At 69.0% G+C, this 15537-nt stretch carries 19 protein-coding genes and 1 pseudogene; 18 read left to right on the forward strand and 2 right to left on the reverse strand.

The annotated features are described in order from the left end of the window. From ACZ53N_RS27030 to ACZ53N_RS27095, 14 genes and pseudogenes are all read left to right on the forward strand, one after another. Positions 1 to 213, forward strand: a complete 213-nt coding sequence (locus tag ACZ53N_RS27030; protein ID WP_469143399.1) for a GNAT family N-acetyltransferase — start codon at positions 1 to 3, stop codon at positions 211 to 213. Between the two features lie 27 nt (positions 214 to 240). Beyond that, the gene (locus ACZ53N_RS27035) at positions 241 to 966 is read left to right on the forward strand and encodes a hypothetical protein (protein ID WP_469143400.1); all 726 of its coding nucleotides are present in this window, start codon (positions 241 to 243) and stop codon (positions 964 to 966) included. A gap of 14 nt (positions 967 to 980) precedes the next feature. Continuing rightward, positions 981 to 1709: a hypothetical protein gene (locus ACZ53N_RS27040; protein WP_469143401.1), complete on the forward strand. Its 729-nt coding sequence runs from the start codon at positions 981 to 983 to the stop codon at positions 1707 to 1709. Between the two features lie 165 nt (positions 1710 to 1874). Next, entirely contained in the window at positions 1875 to 2594 is a 720-nt protein-coding gene (locus ACZ53N_RS27045; protein ID WP_469143402.1) for a hypothetical protein, read from the forward strand. Positions 2595 to 2782: 188 nt separating this feature from the next. Then, a complete protein-coding gene (locus ACZ53N_RS27050) occupies positions 2783 to 3124 on the forward strand; it encodes an SH3 domain-containing protein (RefSeq protein WP_469143403.1) in 342 nt (113 codons plus the stop codon). A 100-nt stretch (positions 3125 to 3224) separates the two neighbouring features. Beyond that, on the forward strand, positions 3225 to 3680 hold the full coding sequence (locus ACZ53N_RS27055; protein ID WP_469143404.1) for a hypothetical protein: 456 nt from the start codon (positions 3225 to 3227) through the stop codon (positions 3678 to 3680). An 8-nt stretch (positions 3681 to 3688) separates the two neighbouring features. Beyond that, positions 3689 to 4123 carry a hypothetical protein gene (locus ACZ53N_RS27060; protein ID WP_469143405.1) on the forward strand — a complete coding sequence of 145 codons (435 nt, stop codon included), beginning with the start codon at positions 3689 to 3691 and terminating at the stop codon, positions 4121 to 4123. A 12-nt stretch (positions 4124 to 4135) separates the two neighbouring features. Further along, the gene (locus tag ACZ53N_RS27065) at positions 4136 to 4549 is read left to right on the forward strand and encodes a hypothetical protein (protein ID WP_469143406.1); all 414 of its coding nucleotides are present in this window, start codon (positions 4136 to 4138) and stop codon (positions 4547 to 4549) included. Positions 4550 to 4581: 32 nt separating this feature from the next. After that, positions 4582 to 5475 (forward strand): winged helix-turn-helix transcriptional regulator, encoded by an 894-nt coding sequence (locus ACZ53N_RS27070; RefSeq protein ID WP_469143407.1) that lies wholly within the window; start codon positions 4582 to 4584, stop codon positions 5473 to 5475. After that, positions 5472 to 6047 carry a hypothetical protein gene (locus tag ACZ53N_RS27075; protein WP_469143408.1) on the forward strand — a complete coding sequence of 192 codons (576 nt, stop codon included), beginning with the start codon at positions 5472 to 5474 and terminating at the stop codon, positions 6045 to 6047. The genes ACZ53N_RS27070 and ACZ53N_RS27075 overlap by 4 nt, the downstream gene beginning before the upstream one ends. Further along, entirely contained in the window at positions 6044 to 7309 is a 1266-nt protein-coding gene (locus tag ACZ53N_RS27080) for an MFS transporter (RefSeq protein ID WP_469143409.1), read from the forward strand. Before ACZ53N_RS27075 ends, ACZ53N_RS27080 begins: the two co-directional genes overlap by 4 nt. Before the next feature lie 45 nt (positions 7310 to 7354). Continuing rightward, complete coding sequence (locus ACZ53N_RS27085) at positions 7355 to 8215, forward strand: SPDY domain-containing protein (protein WP_469143410.1); 861 nt, start codon at positions 7355 to 7357, stop codon at positions 8213 to 8215. A gap of 32 nt (positions 8216 to 8247) precedes the next feature. Further along, complete coding sequence (locus ACZ53N_RS27090; RefSeq protein WP_469143411.1) at positions 8248 to 8742, forward strand: hypothetical protein; 495 nt, start codon at positions 8248 to 8250, stop codon at positions 8740 to 8742. A gap of 273 nt (positions 8743 to 9015) precedes the next feature. Next, positions 9016 to 9129 (forward strand): annotated as a pseudogene (locus ACZ53N_RS27095) (hypothetical protein); the annotation flags it as partial. A 24-nt stretch (positions 9130 to 9153) separates the two neighbouring features. Here the strand turns inward: ACZ53N_RS27095 and ACZ53N_RS27100 are convergent. Then, on the reverse strand, positions 9154 to 9351 hold the full coding sequence (locus tag ACZ53N_RS27100) for a hypothetical protein (RefSeq protein ID WP_469143412.1): 198 nt from the start codon (positions 9349 to 9351) through the stop codon (positions 9154 to 9156). 328 nt (positions 9352 to 9679) lie between these two features. Here ACZ53N_RS27100 and ACZ53N_RS27105 point away from each other — a divergent pair, with 328 nt between their 5' ends. Further along, on the forward strand, positions 9680 to 10720 hold the full coding sequence (locus ACZ53N_RS27105; protein ID WP_469143413.1) for an MSCRAMM family protein: 1041 nt from the start codon (positions 9680 to 9682) through the stop codon (positions 10718 to 10720). An 877-nt stretch (positions 10721 to 11597) separates the two neighbouring features. Next, complete coding sequence (locus tag ACZ53N_RS27110; protein ID WP_469143414.1) at positions 11598 to 12734, forward strand: helix-turn-helix domain-containing protein; 1137 nt, start codon at positions 11598 to 11600, stop codon at positions 12732 to 12734. 233 nt (positions 12735 to 12967) lie between these two features. On the opposite strand, the gene ACZ53N_RS27115 is transcribed toward ACZ53N_RS27110, so the two are convergent. Further along, the gene (locus ACZ53N_RS27115; RefSeq protein WP_469143415.1) at positions 12968 to 14116 is read right to left on the reverse strand and encodes a hypothetical protein; all 1149 of its coding nucleotides are present in this window, start codon (positions 14114 to 14116) and stop codon (positions 12968 to 12970) included. 107 nt (positions 14117 to 14223) lie between these two features. Between ACZ53N_RS27115 and ACZ53N_RS27120 the strand changes: the two genes are divergently transcribed. Together ACZ53N_RS27120 and ACZ53N_RS27125 are read left to right on the forward strand one after the other, a co-directional pair. Further along, positions 14224 to 14487, forward strand: coding sequence for a hypothetical protein (locus ACZ53N_RS27120; RefSeq protein ID WP_469143416.1), 264 nt, complete (start codon positions 14224 to 14226; stop codon positions 14485 to 14487). 548 nt (positions 14488 to 15035) lie between these two features. Further along, positions 15036 to 15398, forward strand: a complete 363-nt coding sequence (locus ACZ53N_RS27125) for an SPDY domain-containing protein (protein ID WP_469143417.1) — start codon at positions 15036 to 15038, stop codon at positions 15396 to 15398. Positions 15399 to 15537: the final 139 nt, after the last annotated feature.

Below are 15537 nucleotides of genomic sequence, written 5' to 3' on the forward strand. Positions count from 1 at the left end.
GTGGCCGACGCCCATCAGCGCCGCGGCATCGGCACCGCCCTGGTCCGGCACGTCGCCGCGCATGCCCATGCCCGGGGTGTGCACACCCTGGTCGTGCACACCGACGCGGCCAACACTCCGATGCTCCGCCTCCTGCAGCACCTTGGCCCTGCTCAGCACGTGCGCGACGGCACCCGCATCGACGTCCGGATTCCCCTCGGCCGTGCGCTATGACATCACCTCAAGGAACCCCTGCACCTCATGTCCACCACTCGCGCGCCGACCACGGCACGAAAGGCGCTGACGGCACTGGATCACCGCGTCGAGGGCGCCACCGGCCGCAGCGTCGACCAGCTGTGGGAGCACCGCGACCGCGGTCTGCTCGACGAGCCCCATCGCCGTCTGGTCGACGCCCATCGCGGCCTCGCCCAGGCCGAAACCTCGGTGACCTTCCACCGTGTCCTGCTGCACCGCTTGTCCTCCGGCGAGTTCCCCGTCGATGCGGCCCTGTTCGCGCGCATCGGCCGCACCGTCGATCAGCTGAAGCAGGCAACAGCCACCCGCGGCGAACGCCAACAGCACCTGGTGGCCGTCCTGGAGCCGCTCGAGACGGCCGCCCGTGAGCACGCCTCGTTCGACGGCCGGGAGATGACGGCACCGGATATCGCCGCGCTACTGGCCATCGCCCAGGGCGCCAAGCTGCACGAGCACCTGCTCACCCAGCGCCTGTCGGTCGTCACCGCCTCCGGAACCCGGTTTCCCTACAGCCAACTTCAGCGCCTGGAAGACGCCGGTCTCGTCCAACGCGACACCTCCCACCCCGTGCACGCGGGACAACCCGTCACCCTCACCGAAGCCGGCCGCGCGGCGCTGCCCGGATCGCGCCGCACGAGCCCACCCGCCGTGCCCGGCCGGCGGGCCGGGGCCTGGCCGGTGCCGCAGGCGGCCCATGTCCGCCACGATCCGGCCTCCGGCCACCGCCCCTGACATCGAAAGCCGCCATGCCGCATTCCGAACCCGACCCTTTCCACCTCGACGGATATGAAGCCGAAAGCCCAGCCCTCGAGGAACAGTTCTGGCAGCACATCGCCATCAATCAGGCCGACCTCACGGTGCTGGCCCAGCACCACACCGACGATGACAGGCACAGCTTTTACGTCCTCCACGACGGCGCCGCGACCTGGGGCGTCCCGGGGGAGCCGCAGATTATCGCCTTGCACCTGCAGCGGGACCCGGCCGCTCGTGCGTTCGGCTTCCAGCACGCGGTACTGCCGTTGCCGACGATGGCCCAGTCCTGGCTGATCGCCCGTGGCTGCCCGAAGGAGACGATCGGCCTGCCGGACGGCATGGGCACACGCCCCGCCGACGAGACCACCCGGGCCCTGCAAGAGCGGCTGATGACTGACGGCGACCACTTCGCCCTGCTGCACAGCTACACCGACGACACCACGGACCGGCCGGAGACCGTGGTCCTGCTGCGGGCCCTGGACGAGCGGGCACCTCTGCCCTTCCGGATTCTGCTGGAGGAAGCCGACCTCGACGCGGGCACCCACACGCTGCGCGAAGGCGCCTTCGCCACCTACGAGGTCGCGACGGAGTGGTGCGAGGACCACCTCACCGGCGAGACTCCCACCCTGCCGGCGGCTGCGCCGCCCCTACGCCGCCGCCCGGCGCCCCTCACGCCTGCACGGCCGGCGTCGGGCGTACCACCGCGTGGCCGCAGCCGCTGACGGTGCGGCCCTTGCGGCGACCTCTGATTGCCGACGGAGGGCACCAGCCAACGCGAGAGCTGGCCCACAGCAGCTCATTCCTGTCTAGCGCGACCGGGAAATTCCCAGACCCGTATCCGTCCGTCCCCGATGGCATTCCCCGGGAGCGTCTCTCTGAAAGCCACTATGCAGCACACCGATCCAGACCTCTTCCGCCTCAACGGATACGAAGCCGAAAGCCCGGATGTCGAGCAGCAGTTCCGGCAGCACATCGCCTTCGATCAGGATTACTTCACGGTGCTGGCCGAGCACCACACCGACGATGCCGGACAAAGCTTCTACGTCCTCCATAACGGAGCCGAAATTCCCGGCGATCCGCAGATCGTCGCCCTACACCTGCAGCGCGACCGTGCCGCTCACACCTTCCGATTCCAAAGCACCGTACTGCCGTTGGCGGTGATGGCCCAGTCCTGGCTGATCGCCCGTGGCTGCCCCAAGAAGGCGATCGGCCTGCTGGACGGCATGGTCACACGCCCCGACGACGAGACTACCCGGATCCTGCAAGAGCGGCTGATGACCGACGGCGACCATTTCGCCTTGCTGCGCAGCCACACTGACGACACCACGGACCGGCCCGAGACCGTGGTCCTGCTGCGCGCCTTGGACGAACGGGCACCTCTGCCCTTCCGCGTCCTGCTGGAGAAAGCCGACCCCGACAAGGGCACACGCAGGCTGCGTGAAGGAGGCTTCGCCACCTACAAGGCCGCGGCGGAGTGGTGCCAGGACCACCTGACTGGCAAGGCCCCCGCTTTGCCGACGGCTGCGCCGCCCACAGACCGCCGCCCGGCGCCCCTCACGCCCGCACAGCCCGCACCGGCCGTACCACCGCGTGGCCGCGGGCGTTGACGGCGCGGCCGGCGCGATGACTTCGGGTTGCTGTCGGAAAGCACTGGCCTTCGTGTGAGGGCCGGAACATAGCAGCCCATCTCCGGTTAGCGAAACCGGGAATTGTCCAGACCCTTGTATCCATCCCCATCGGCATTCCGGAGGGGCATATCCCTATCTCCTCCTATCTTCCCAGGGGTTACTTCTCCATGTGTTCTTCCAGATTCGCTGTCCACGCCGCTGTCCTCGGGGCGCTGTCCCTGCCGTTCGCCTTCACTGCCCAGGCCCATGCAGCGCCCGCTGCAGCCCCGACCGTCGCGCCCGAATACTGCCACCGAACCGGCCCGTGGGTGATCGACGCGAGCGCGGTCACCATCCGCTCCAGGGCCACCAGCAACTCCACTGCCGTCGGCATTCTGTACCGGGGCCACAAGTTCACCGTTCACAAGTCGAGCGGGGGCTGGCGCTACATCACCGACCGAACGACGGGCGTTACCGGCTGGGTCTCGGGCACTTACGTCTACAACGAGGTCTACGTCTGTCTGGACTAATTCCCCATCCCTAGCAGCCGGATCTGCCACTCAAAGCGTTTTCGAGGGGGCAGGCCGGGCCCCTTTGCCTCGTCGGAATACTCACTGTGAGGAGCTGGCCGTGTCCGACGACGTCGACGATGTGATGGGCGTCATCACCCAGCAGATCGAGACCCGATTCCACATGAGCCTGCCCGAGTTGCGCCGGGCCGTGATGGCTGCCCCGCATGCCAACCAGCAGGCGACCGAAGTTGTGCACTGGATTGGCCTGCTGGCGGAGTCCCAGACGGTGCTGGAGCGAGCCGAGGACGACCTCGTCGCGGTCCTCATCCAGGATCCGGTACCGCTCGACGATCCGGCGATGGAACGTGCCCACCGGGTGAATGCGGCCGTCACGGTCCGGGACGGCCGCGCCCTGGTCGTGCGCCACCTCCTGGACTCCGCCGCCCCCGCCAGGCACGGATCCGGCCCCCGGCGCGGCGCCGCCCTGGCCACCGGCCAGGGGCCGGCCCTGCAGACCAGCCCACCGACCCGTCCGTCGGCCCCGGCGGTTCCGGCACGGGGAGCAAGGCGATGAGTGTGAGCATGAGGCCCAGCAGCCAGGACCGCCGGCTGGAGGATGCCTTCGGGTCCATCATCGGCGTGCTGTACGAAAGGGCGCTCACCGAGGAATCACCGGCGGCGCTGCGACGCGCCATGGAGCTGCGCAGCTTCCTCGCCCTTGCGGAGGAACAGGTCGCCCGGGTCCGCGACCGTGTCCATCAGGCCACCGGCCCCGACCGCGATATGGGCGAGCTGTCGGCGGAGGACCTGCGGGTGGACGCTTATTGGTTGGAGGCGGCGCTGGACGCCCGCGACGGCTACCGCGTCGCCCTGGACGAACTCCTTCACACCATGCCCTCGTCGCTCCCCGACCGGACGCGGCCAGTGCAGCTGGTCCAGCCGAGGGTCACCACAGCCCTTCCACCGGCCGCCCCAGCAGCTGGCCGTGCCGGGGCGGCGCGGACCCGGCGTCTCTGAAAGACCAGCCGCTTGCCCCACCCCACGTCCCAGACCATCGCCGAACGTATCGAAGCGCTCTACGGGCAGCCGCTCGCCGCCCTCGAAGCCCACGCCGCCGCCACGGCGCACGACAGCATGCTGGCCGCCCTCCTCGTCAGCCACGCCAGCCTCGCCCTCGCCGAACGGAACATCGCCTTCCAACTCGCACGGCTCCAGCAACTCAGCGAGCCGGAGCGCGAGATCGGCCACTTCGATGCCGGTCACATCCTCGATTGCGCCCGCCGCATCACCGAATCCGTCGCTGTCCGCGACGCCCACGCCAAGAGCGTGAGTGCGGTCCTCGCGAGCCTGCGCCGCCTGCCTGTCCCGGACACCCAGGTCCCCACGGCGGCCCCGACTGCAGTACCGGCACCAGCGGCATCTGCCGCCGCCCGCACCCGCTGACCGCTCCGCCCCCTTCGTTCAGGAGTCCCCCTTTGGCCACCACCGATCTGCCCCGCACCAACGACCTCTCCCGCGTCACCGAGACACTGGAGATGATCGCCCCGCGCTGGAGCGTCTGGGTGCTGATGACGCTCGCCGAACAGCCGCTGCGCTACGCGGAGATCAAGCCGAAGCTGCCGTGGCTCGCCGACGGCCAGCTCCACCCCCGGCTCCGCAAGCTCACCGACGCCGGCCTGGTCGAACGCACCGCATACGCCCCCCGGCACGTCACCTACGGCCTCACCACCCGCGGCGCCGAACTGATGCCCGCCCTGATGGTGATCGCCACCTGGGGAAACACGCACCTGGAGAAGGACCTGGTGCCCAATGCCAAGACCGGCGAACTCGAGCCCCAGCGCATCCCAGCGGCCGACAACATCGAAGACACCCTCGCTCTGCTCACCCCCCGCCACGCCACCCCGCTGCTGTGGTCGCTCAAGGCACGCGGCACCAGCAGCGCCAAGGAGCTGGCCGTCGAAGCGATGCCGGGCTACAACCTCAGCACCGTCTACCCGCCGCTGCGCCAGCTCATCGACGACGGCCTCGTCGAAGTCACCGACGCTTCGGCCTTTCGGCTCTCCGCCACCGGCCACGCCCTGGCCCCGGTCTACGGCGCCCTGTCGGCATGGGCAGCGGGACGCCCGGTGACCAACGCCCCCGCCCACGCGCTGTGGGGGCAGGCGCTGTCCCCGTCACAGGGACGGACCGGAACGTGGGTCACCCACCAGGAGCGGCGCCCGGCACCACCGGTATCTGCCGCCTCTGCGGCCCCCGTGTCGCCGACGACGCAGTGGCCGGTGGCCCGATGGCAGTCGGGCGACCTGTTCTCCCACCAGATACCCGCCCGGCCGATCGCGGCCCCGCCGGCAGGAGGCCCCCGCCGGTGACCACCCCCGCGTTCCCAGCCGCGCAGGCGGCCCGCGCCATCACCGTGCTCTCCCATCCGGGGCTGATCCGGCTGGTCACCGAAATCGACGACAACGGCCCCCTTCACCGCCGCATGCTCGGACGGAACTTCGCCGACCTACCGCGCCACCAGCTCCGTTCCGCGCTGGAGATCGGACGCGCCCACCAGCTCCTGCGCGCCGACCACCGCGGGGAACCGTGTTACGTGCTCACCGCCCGCGGCACCGACCTCGCCGACGTTTACGACGCCCTCGCCCGCTGGGCCCGCGCCCAGCAGGCGCCCGCGCCGGCCAGCGACTTCATCACCCGCGTCCAGCACACCCTCGCGCTGCTCCGCCACGACCTTGTGCTCGGTGGCACCACCGGCCAGACCACTGGCCCGCACCGGGTGCCGCAGGCCGTAGAGGCCCACCGGCTCACCGATGCCGACGAGGTGCTCAGCCTGCACCGGCCATGGAGTGCCGTCTCCGCTTGGGCCTCGGCGAACCCCTCCGTCCTCGCCGGCCCCGCCCGCCGCTCCGCCACCGCGGCCCGGAGGGAGAGCACCCGTTGAGACCTGGTTCCGGGCCACGGCACGCCCGCCGTCCGGTCTCCAACATCGTGCGGGCCGTCTACCTGCCGCGCACCGCCGACGCCGGCGCCTTCGCGATGACCACGTACGGCATCCCCCTACTCGTGCTGGCCACCACCGACTCGACCACCCTGACCGGAGTCGCATTCGCGCTGGAGTGGATCCCCCGCCTCTCCGCCTTCGCCCTCGCCGGCGCCATGGTGGACCGGTACGGCACCACGCGCGTCCTGCGCTGCGCCTCGGTGGCCCGGGCCCTGGTGGTACTGGCCGCCGCCCTTGTGCTCCCGGCCCATTCCACAGGACTCGCTGCGACGGCCACCGTCATGCTGCTGGCCGCTGTCACCGGTGTGCTCACCGAATTCAGCTACATCGCGGCCGAGACCGCCGGTGCTACAGCCAGCCGTGAGGCCGGCGAGCGGGCACACCGCGTGCAGACGGTACTCCTAAGCATCGACCAGGCCGCCACCCTGGCCGGACCAGCACTCGCCGGCCTGCTGCTGCAGCACACCGGCGCCGCCGGCATGCTGGCCACCCTCGCCGCCTTCTCCCTGGCCGCCGCCGCCCTCGCCCCCCGTCGGCCTCACCAGCCTGCGGACGAACCGGCTCCGGTGATGAAGGGGCTGCGAACCGGCTGGGACACCTTGTGCTCCTTGCCGGCCCTGGCCTGGCTGGTGACGGGCATGACCCTGGCCAACCTCGGCGTCGGCCTCATGCAGGCCGCCGCCCCGGTCATCGTGGTCAAGCAACTCGGCCACTCCAGCGCCGAAGTCGGCCTGATCTGGTCGGCCGCCGCCCTCACCTCCCTCCTCGCCATCGCCCTGTGCCGGACCGCGATCGACCGGTACGGACTGTGGGCCGTGGGCGCCACCTCCGCCGCGGTGGTCAGCGGCGCCGGCCTGGCGGTCGCCGCCGCCCACACCTACACCGCCTACCTGATCATGATCGCCGTCCTCATGGCCGGCGAAGGCGGCATGTCCGTGGTCCTGCGCACCCTGCGCTCCCACCTCATTCCGCCCGAGACTTTCGGCGCCACCCTCGGCCTGACCATCCTGATCTTCCTGCTGCCCTTCCCCCTCGCCGGCCTCCTGGTCGCCTTCACCCCGGCCCCCGCGCTGGGCAGCGTCGTCACCGCCTGCGCCGTGATCCAGGCGCTCGGCCTGACCGTGACCTTCGCCCGGCTACGCACCATTCCCGGCCCGCACTCCACGAAGGTCCGGCGGAGCGGTGTCCCGCTGTGCAGTTGACCGTGCGCTTTCACTGGTCCACGGCCCGACCCCTTTTAGGTGCTCATGTTCGATTCCCCCGAGATCGACGGGGACGTCTACGTTTCCCCGCGCTACCTCGCCGGCAGCACGTTCACCGGCGATCCGGCCCTTAAGCCCCTGCTCGCGCTGGGCTGGCGGACGCGTCACGACGAGTACGGCAACGTCTACCTCTCCTCGCCTGACAGCAAGGTCCGCCTCGGCTACCTCCCCGAAGGCGAGGACGACGGCCTGTGGCGGATCTCCGCCTACAACGACGTGTTCGCCCAGCCGCACTGGGGCGTGTGCTTCAACGACGCGGCGCCCACCGAGTTCGTCACCGCCTTCACCACCGCCCTAGCGCAGGCGTACACCGACGGACCCGACACCTACCTCACCAACTCTGCGCGCAGGCCGCCGGGGTTCGACGCCGTGGTGCCCTTGATCAACCGCGGCTGGGCACTGCAGCCACCGCGCGGGGGCGCCATGGAGGTGAAGAGCGCCGACGGCATGGCCGGCCTGGAGTACGCCACCGTCCAACTCGACCCCGCCCGCGAGCTGACGACGCTGGAGGCCCGCTGGTACCTGTGGGGTGGCCCGGCCGGAGCCCGCTGGTACGCCACCGCCTCCTCCCACACCCCCGTCCCCCTGGTCGCCGCGATCACCACGTCCGTCTGCGACCCGGCCCCGCTTCCGCGTTGGGAGGCTGCGATGCCCCGCTCCCTGCGCGAAACCGCCCAGCTGACCCCCATCACGCCTCCACCGCCGCCGGCCCCCACTCCGCTCGACGTACGCCGCACCGCTGCCCGCCGCCCACCAGCCCTCGGCACGGTCAGCGTCCCCCGCTGGAGCACCACCTCACGTCCCGCCACCCCTCCCGCGAGCCACGCCGCCGGCCCCCGCCGCTGACCCTGTTTCTTTCCGCCGGAAGGCCCCTGACCGTGCCCTTGCACGCACACCAGTTCTTCACCGAGCACCTCCAACTCCCCTTCGACGACAACACCGTCGTCGGCGACACCTACTACGCCACCCCTACCCCCGGCTCCCCGCTGCGCCTGCGCATCGACTTCGCGCGCACCATCTTCGAGGGCCAGTACGACGGCCTGCACCTACGGGTGATCCACCCTGAGCAGGGGGTGGTCGACACCGCAATCCTCACCTTCGCCGACCATGGCACCTTCATCCGACGGGATGCCGCTCGAGAGGTGCGTCCCGGCAGGGACGGATACGCGCGCATCCGCGACTGGCAGCGCGGCGGCGAACCACCCTGGCAGGGAGCCGACGTCCGCGGACTGCGCCGCGCGATCGAACAGTACGCGCAGGTGTGGTTCCCCGGCGCCGCCACGGCCGCCGCCCGGTCCCGCACACCGCCTGCCCCGACGGCGGGGCGACCACCGGTCGCACCAGCTGGCCGCACGCCCGCGTGCACCCGCTGACTTGCTCGGGCAGACGAAACCTCCCGATAGGTGCCGCCACACGGACCGCCGGCAGCCCACCGCGCCGTTCTGCCGGGCTCACCCCGCTCGCCGCAGCCGAGGACCTCCCATGTCGACCGATCCCTTCACCCACCTCGCCCCGGATCAGCAGGTGAAGGTCCTGCCCCGCCACCTAGCCGGCCCCGGAGCAGCCGACCTCCGGACAGTCTGGCCCTTCCCTGAGGACTGGTCCCTCCACCAGACCGTCGGCGGGGCAGCCCTCGCCACCAGCCCCTGCCTGCGGTTGTTCACCGGCCTGGTCCCCGACCCCGACAGCCCCGCGGGGGGGGGGAAAAGTGGACCGTCACCGCCGACCGGCGCCACGCCCCCGCCGCCTGGCAGATCACCTTCGACGCCACCACCCCCGTCGAACTACTCCACGACTTCCACGCCGAACTGCTCGACCTCTACCTCGAAGGCCGCCACAGCGACCACGACCCGCTGCTCGACGACGACACAGCACCGCACGAGGCATACGCACTTCTCCTCGCCCGCGGCTGGAATCACGAGATCAAGACCGACGGCAGGCAGTTCTTCCGCGACCCCCATACCCTCGGCGTTGTCCAGCACCGCTACGCCATCACCAGCACCAATTCGCCGATCTGGTCGGCCTGGGGCGGATACCTGAGCGAGCCCCACTGGGGCGCCCAGTTCTCCCACGGCACACCCACGACGCTGGTCACGGCCTTCACCACATCACTGGTTACCGGTGACCCGCACGGTGAAGGAGGTCCCATTCCACACCCGCCGCCAGGTCTTCATCGTGGCAACAACACCGGCCAAGCCAACACCGGTCCCTTCACCGGTCGCCACGCCACCTGCGCCCCCTGGGCCGAGCCGGGCCCGCTGGCCACCCTCACCCGTCCCGGGCGCTCTGCCCCTTCCCTGGAGTTCCTACTTGCACAGCCCTTCCGCCCGCTGCCTTCCTGCCGCGGCCCTCACCGTTGCCGCCGTTGTCACCGGCACCCTGGCCTGGGCCCCGACCGCCTCCGCCCACGCCCCCGAACCCACCCCCACCGCGACGGCCCCCTCGCGTACCGCGCCGGACACACCGACCGGAGGCGTCAAGATCACGAAGAAGGACCCGAGCGGAGCCGTCCTCGGAGGCGCGGAATTCAGCCTCCTCGATACCGTCAACGGCACCAAGGCCCTTCAGGGCAAGACCAACGGCGACGGCGTCCTGCGCTTCGACGGCGTCACCCCCGGCGTGTACCGCCTCAAGGAGATCTCCACCGGCAGCGCTCTGCACGAGCTTGTCCCGGACCAGGACGTCATCGTCACTGCCGGCCAGGACACGCCGTTGACGACCATCGATCCGTTCAAGCCCGCCGAGCTGACGGTCAAGAAGACCGACAAGGCCACCGGCAAGCCCCTGGCCGGTGCCGTCATCAACATCGCGCCCACGGACAAGGGCGACTCCATCACCCTGACCACGGGCAAGGACGGCACGGCCTCGACCAAGGTCACCGTCTCCTCCCGCACCGGCACCACCTACACGGCCACGGAGACCAAAGCTCCCGCTGGCTACCAGATGGACGCCACGCCGGCAAAGATCACCGCGAAGCCCGGCGCACCGGTCACCGCCACCCTCGCTGACACCGCGAACAACCAGCCGACCAAGCCGCCCACCACCCCGCCGGCCTCCCCCGACACCACCACCCCGGGCAAGCCGTTGGACAAGCCGACACCGGACAAGCCCTCCGCAACCGCAACCGCCCCCTCCTCGTCCACCTCCGGCACCCCGGCCGCCGACGAGACCGCCTCCAACACCCCGGCAGCCGCCGAGCCCGAGGGCGCGCTCGCGCACACCGGCGCCAACAGCACCCCCTGGCTGCTCGGCGGAGCCGGCCTTCTCATCGTCGCCGGCGCAGGAGCGGTCTTCGCGCTGCGCCGACGCTGTACGGACAACGAGGGCGACGACCACCCTGCCGAAAGCTGACATAACCTGACCAACCGCTGACACGGCTCCCGGGATCTGTCCAGACCCTGGGGGTCGTCGCACGTCCTAGACGTCGCCCCGGAAGACGGAGCCACAGATTGATCAGCGGGCCGGATGAGCGGGAAAGAGCCGCTCATCCGGCCCGTGCCGCGCAGGTCGCGTCAACAACCAAGCGGGGATGCCAGGGGGCCTTGTCCGGATCAAGAGACAGGGATGCCCAGTGGCACGCCAGCATCCACGGGACGCCCGACGTTGAACACACTTTGCCGTGCGCCGCCTAAGACCTGTCAAGACGATCCCTGACAGGCGCTCCCTCAAGACCTGCCCTGACATGGCCGTTTTCATCCAGAGAACGATTCTTCAAAATGCGCTTCAGGTTACAATTTTTGAAGAAAGGGGACGCGCATTCTTCAAACTCTGTCAGAGTGGGTTGTTGGCTGGCCTCAGAGCGTGGAAGATGACGGTAGTCGGCCGAGCGGCGTCAACCGTCCCGGCCGGAATAAGCCCTTGTCCGGATCAGTAGACCCTCTTTCATCCGGGGCGGCGAACATGCCGTCCCCCGATTGTGAAGGATGCTCGTGTTCGACATTAGCGCTTCTAGCCTCGCCGGTTTTTTCCCTGCGTCCACGTCCCTGCCGAGCAGGGGGAAGGGCAGGCGCCTTTGTGTGACCTGCCGTTGATGGCACTGGCCCTGCTGAGCCTCATTCTCGTGGCTCTGCTCCTTCTGGCTGCGCTGGGGTGGTCCGCGTCCGCTGCGCTGTGCGCAATTGGTAGCGCTGGCCTCATTGCGGCGGAACTGCGGAACCGTCTGACCTGACCGCCGAGGGGGCGCCGATGGGGGCGCCCCCTTTCGGGCTTCCTGGACGGAGGTAGAGCCGTGGCCCGCTTCAGTAACGAACTTCCAGCGACCGATAAAGCGCCCCACCGCGTTTTACTTGCCCAGCAATTACGTGAACTGCGGCATGGCCAGCGTCTGACGCAGCAGCGGCTGGCGAAACTATCGGGTCTGTCGACCGGCACCATTTCGACAGCGGAAGGTGGTCTTCTGGCACCCAGTAAGAGAACGGTGATGGATTACGTGCTCGCCTGCGGCGAACTCGACCCCAGCCCCTGGCTCGCACGCCGCGAGGCTGCAGCGCGCGAGTATGCAGCCGACCACGCCGAGCGGAAGTCGCAACAGCGGAGAGCCCTTGCGCGGAGCGACCGTCACCCTCAGGCATGGCGCTCCACGTGGGAACGCTGGGAGCGAACGAAGAAGCTCACGCCTCCATCCCACGCCTCCGGCTCCAGATCCTTGGCGTTCTGGCTGGAGAGCCTGCGTAATTACCGGTCGCTTTCGTATCGGGCTCTTGCGCGTAAGAGCGACTACTCCCATTCGACTCTCACCGCCATGGGTCGTGGACATCAACCTGTTACGGTCCGAGGACTAACGGCTTTCTTGCAGGCGTGTGGTGTCCTCACCTTCTCCGAGCAGATCGAATGGCTAAACCTTCTCGAACGCACCAGCTCCAGCCCCCGCCGAGCGATGGACGCGGCGCTGGAGCAGGAACGACTTAGAAGCCTTATGGCCCCAAGTCGTGGTGATGGAAGCGCAAATCCCTTGACGCGTCTGGGCGCGGAGGATACCTCGGACTGGCAGCGTGGTCGCCCCGCGTGGCGGATGAAGTATGCGATCACTGTTGATCACCAAGTGATGAGAAATAACCTACAGGCCCTTGGTCGCTACTACGGCGGTACCTTTATTCCTGTTCTCGCACACCACACTGGACTCCCTGCCAAGTCCGTAAAAAACTATCTGGACGGGGGAAGTCTCACGGCAGACGGCAAAAATCGCCTCGCGGCGGCCCTCATGCGTATCGGTAAAATTCCGCCGAGCCCTGATGCCTTGCACGTCATCCTGCCTCCTCAAGCAGTCGGGAGGTCCACACCTGGCACACCTACTCAGATGGGAGGATGCAGGCGGACGAAAGGAAACACCCCGCGCTCCTCCGATTACATTCCCTATTGGAGATAGGCGTCAGGGGCGAAGGTGCCGTCGTAGCCCATGGAGCGCACAGCGTGGCTGAAGCCCCGTCCCACGCCTGCCACGGGCACCATCAGGGCCGCGAACTGCTCTGCCTACATGCGCGGTTCGGGTCAGGTTTCGGAGCAGCGGTCGCCGTAGACCCGGCTGCGCGATGGAGGGACCATGGGGCGTGGTGACTGCCGACACAGGCCGGGCTCTTGGCCAGCAGCCTTCAAGCTGTCTCACAGCGATGGCCTGCGGTTCAGTCTCACGGGCGCGGCATTTCCTTGTGGTCTGGACCGGCCGGTCGGCTTGGCGCCGTCCGAGACAGTTCGGTCCCGATCACATGCCGGTGACCGCGGCACCTTTGAACAGCGCTGGCGATAGCAGCGACTCAACCAGCCTGCCGAGCACGCCCTTCCGCGGAACTCTTCCGGGGTATGACCGGGGCCCCGTTCGACACCTTGATCAGTCCGCCCTGGGGGGGGCTGTCCCATTGCCTGGGCGCTGACCGTGGCCGTGACCTTCGCCCCGGGATAGCACGCCTCCAGCTCCTTGACCAGGCTTTGCACCCGGCGGGGGGTCTCCCCCGGGCAGACGTCCCGGATCACGGGAAGTGGCGGCGGTTCCTTGCCGTTGGACCAGCTCCCCTCGATGACCAGGTCCGGGCCGATCATCCGGGATCCCCGTTCCTGGGCTTCTTGGGCTGCCCAGTCCGGCGGCGCCGTTCTCGACACCCTCAAGGTCAGGACGTGGCCGGCGTACGGTCCCTCTCGGACCGGCTCGGGAAACGCTGGTTGTGCGCGGCGCGGCTCCAGTGAGTGTCCGCGGCCGATCGGCCACAGCCTGGGGGCGTGGAGCTCGCTGATGTAGGGCGGGAGGTACGGCCTGCCGGTTTCTGGGTTGATGGTCTTGCGGGCCTGCTCGATCCAGCGCTCGAACTTGCGGGAGGGCTGCGCACGCTTACCCTCGGGTTCCAATAGAGGGAGGTCGTAGACCTCCGAGATGGCGCGCTTCGGGGAGAGTCCGAGCTTGCGCGCGTAGTTGTACATCGTGGCGATGGCGGCGGCTCGCAGCTGCACGCCATCCGTCTTCTTCTTGTGCGGCGTGGGAAGGGCCAAGGAGACCACCCAGATCGAGCTGCGGGGGAGTTCCTTGGCTGCCTCAGCCGCCTTCCTGACGCGTCGGACCAGTTCGGGGTCGTCGGTCGGTCGCCGGGCGTTGCTCCGGGTCCGAGGGGGAGGGACGTCCCGGACGGTGCGCGCGCTCCAGGTTGACCAGTCGATGTCGACCTCGATTACCCACCCCGGCCACCCGTAGAGATTCCGCAGGGTGACGCCGGTCTCGGTGAGGTCCATCTCGATCTCGCCGAACCGCATCCCGAATGCCATACGGCCACTATCTCGCAAACCCGCGTCCGGCCCCGTCGCGGTCGTCCGGAGAACACCCCCGATTTTGTCGGGCAGTATCTGCCGGCGATCGCAACGATGCTCGTGCCATGACCAACAGCAGCCCCACCCAGACGCCTTCCGCCCAGCCTCAGCAGTGTCCGGCTCCCGCAGGCCCGGCCGCCGCGTCCCTTCTCCCTCTCCTGATCCTGGTCTTCGTCCTCGTCGTCCTCGTCATCGGAGCCGGCCTGCTCTACGTGACGATCGCGCATCCCTCGCTCGCGACCCCGCTCACAGTCGCGGTCGCTGGCGTGACCCTCGTCGTCACGATCGTGGGTGTGATCGCCGCCTTCCTCGCCATCTCCAGAAGGTAGTTTCCCGGCGCGCGACCGGTGTGTTCCTTCCACCGCAGCAAACGAGCGGGCCTCGGGCCGTGAACCGGTCCGAGGGTCGCTTCTGCTGCTGTGCTATCAGGGCGCCTCCTTCTCGCCGACCACGTCGGGGCGGGCACGCCGCATTGTCGCCGCGGGTCCGCACAGCTAGGCGCGCTCTGCACGGGCACCGGGCAAAGCGGCGGCCTCGGTTGCCGCTGCGTTGCGGCGGCGCTGAGCACGGGATTGCGGAGGCGGCTGTCATCTTCTCCATCAGTGCGCGGTATCCGCGGCGGTGCCAGCACCGTGTCGAATCACCCGAACGGATGACCGGATTGACCTGCGGATCTCAGGTGGACGGCACAAGTGCCTTCTGGTGCCATCGCAGTTGAGGCTGTGTCGCAAAATTCTGGACCCTACAACACCGGCGCGGCCTAGCAGTTCGCCTCGGGCAGACAGGAAAGATCGCGAAACGGCTGGCCAAGGCTCGCGAGGCATGTCAACGTAGACGCCTTCGTGAAAAACCCGCAGGTCAGAGAGGTGATTGCGCTGTGACCGTGGATGTAGCCGGTCCCGGATTCTCGACGAGCATCGACGCGCTGCGACTGCGCCAGTGGCGGCTGGGTCCCGGCCAACCGGGGCTCGTGACGGACCAATTTGGGTCGGAGGACTTCCATCTGATCGTGGACGACCGCGCCGATGTTCACATCGGCAGCAAGGACGGCCGCTTCTACCTCGGATGGTTCCCCGCCGGCCGGCCCGGCAGCGACGGTGAGGGCTGGCGGCTTTCCGTCACCGGGACCGCCAAGGTGCCCGGCTACCACGTTTCCTTCGACGCCGAGACCCCTGCTGAGGTCGTCGCCGCCGCTGTGGCCTGCGTCCTGGCCACGTCCCGCCTCGCTTCCCCCGTCTGACCCGGGACCTCCATCGCAAGGAGCAACGAGTTGAACCCGCACACCCCGCATATGACGGTCGGCGAGCTGATCGACCGCTTGTCCGCCTGTGACCGCTCGGCGACGGTCCATCTGGCCATCAATCCGTTCTTCCCGATGG

Source organism: Streptomyces sp. NPDC033229, from assembly GCF_055576875.1.

Bases quoted from the DNA above. Each gene is read 5' to 3' on its own strand.
- ACZ53N_RS27085 (WP_469143410.1), top strand. From the start codon at position 7,355: ATGTTCGATTCCCCCGAGATCGACGGGGACGTCTACGTTTCCCCGCGC.
- ACZ53N_RS27045 (WP_469143402.1), top strand. From the start codon at position 1,875: ATGCAGCACACCGATCCAGACCTCTTCCGCCTCAACGGATACGAAGCC.
- ACZ53N_RS27040 (WP_469143401.1), top strand. From the start codon at position 981: ATGCCGCATTCCGAACCCGACCCTTTCCACCTCGACGGATATGAAGCC.
- ACZ53N_RS27050 (WP_469143403.1), top strand. From the start codon at position 2,783: ATGTGTTCTTCCAGATTCGCTGTCCACGCCGCTGTCCTCGGGGCGCTG.
- ACZ53N_RS27035 (WP_469143400.1), top strand. From the start codon at position 241: ATGTCCACCACTCGCGCGCCGACCACGGCACGAAAGGCGCTGACGGCA.
- ACZ53N_RS27060 (WP_469143405.1), top strand. From the start codon at position 3,689: ATGAGGCCCAGCAGCCAGGACCGCCGGCTGGAGGATGCCTTCGGGTCC.
- ACZ53N_RS27120 (WP_469143416.1), top strand. From the start codon at position 14,224: ATGACCAACAGCAGCCCCACCCAGACGCCTTCCGCCCAGCCTCAGCAG.
- ACZ53N_RS27115 (WP_469143415.1), bottom strand. From the start codon at position 14,116: ATGGCATTCGGGATGCGGTTCGGCGAGATCGAGATGGACCTCACCGAG.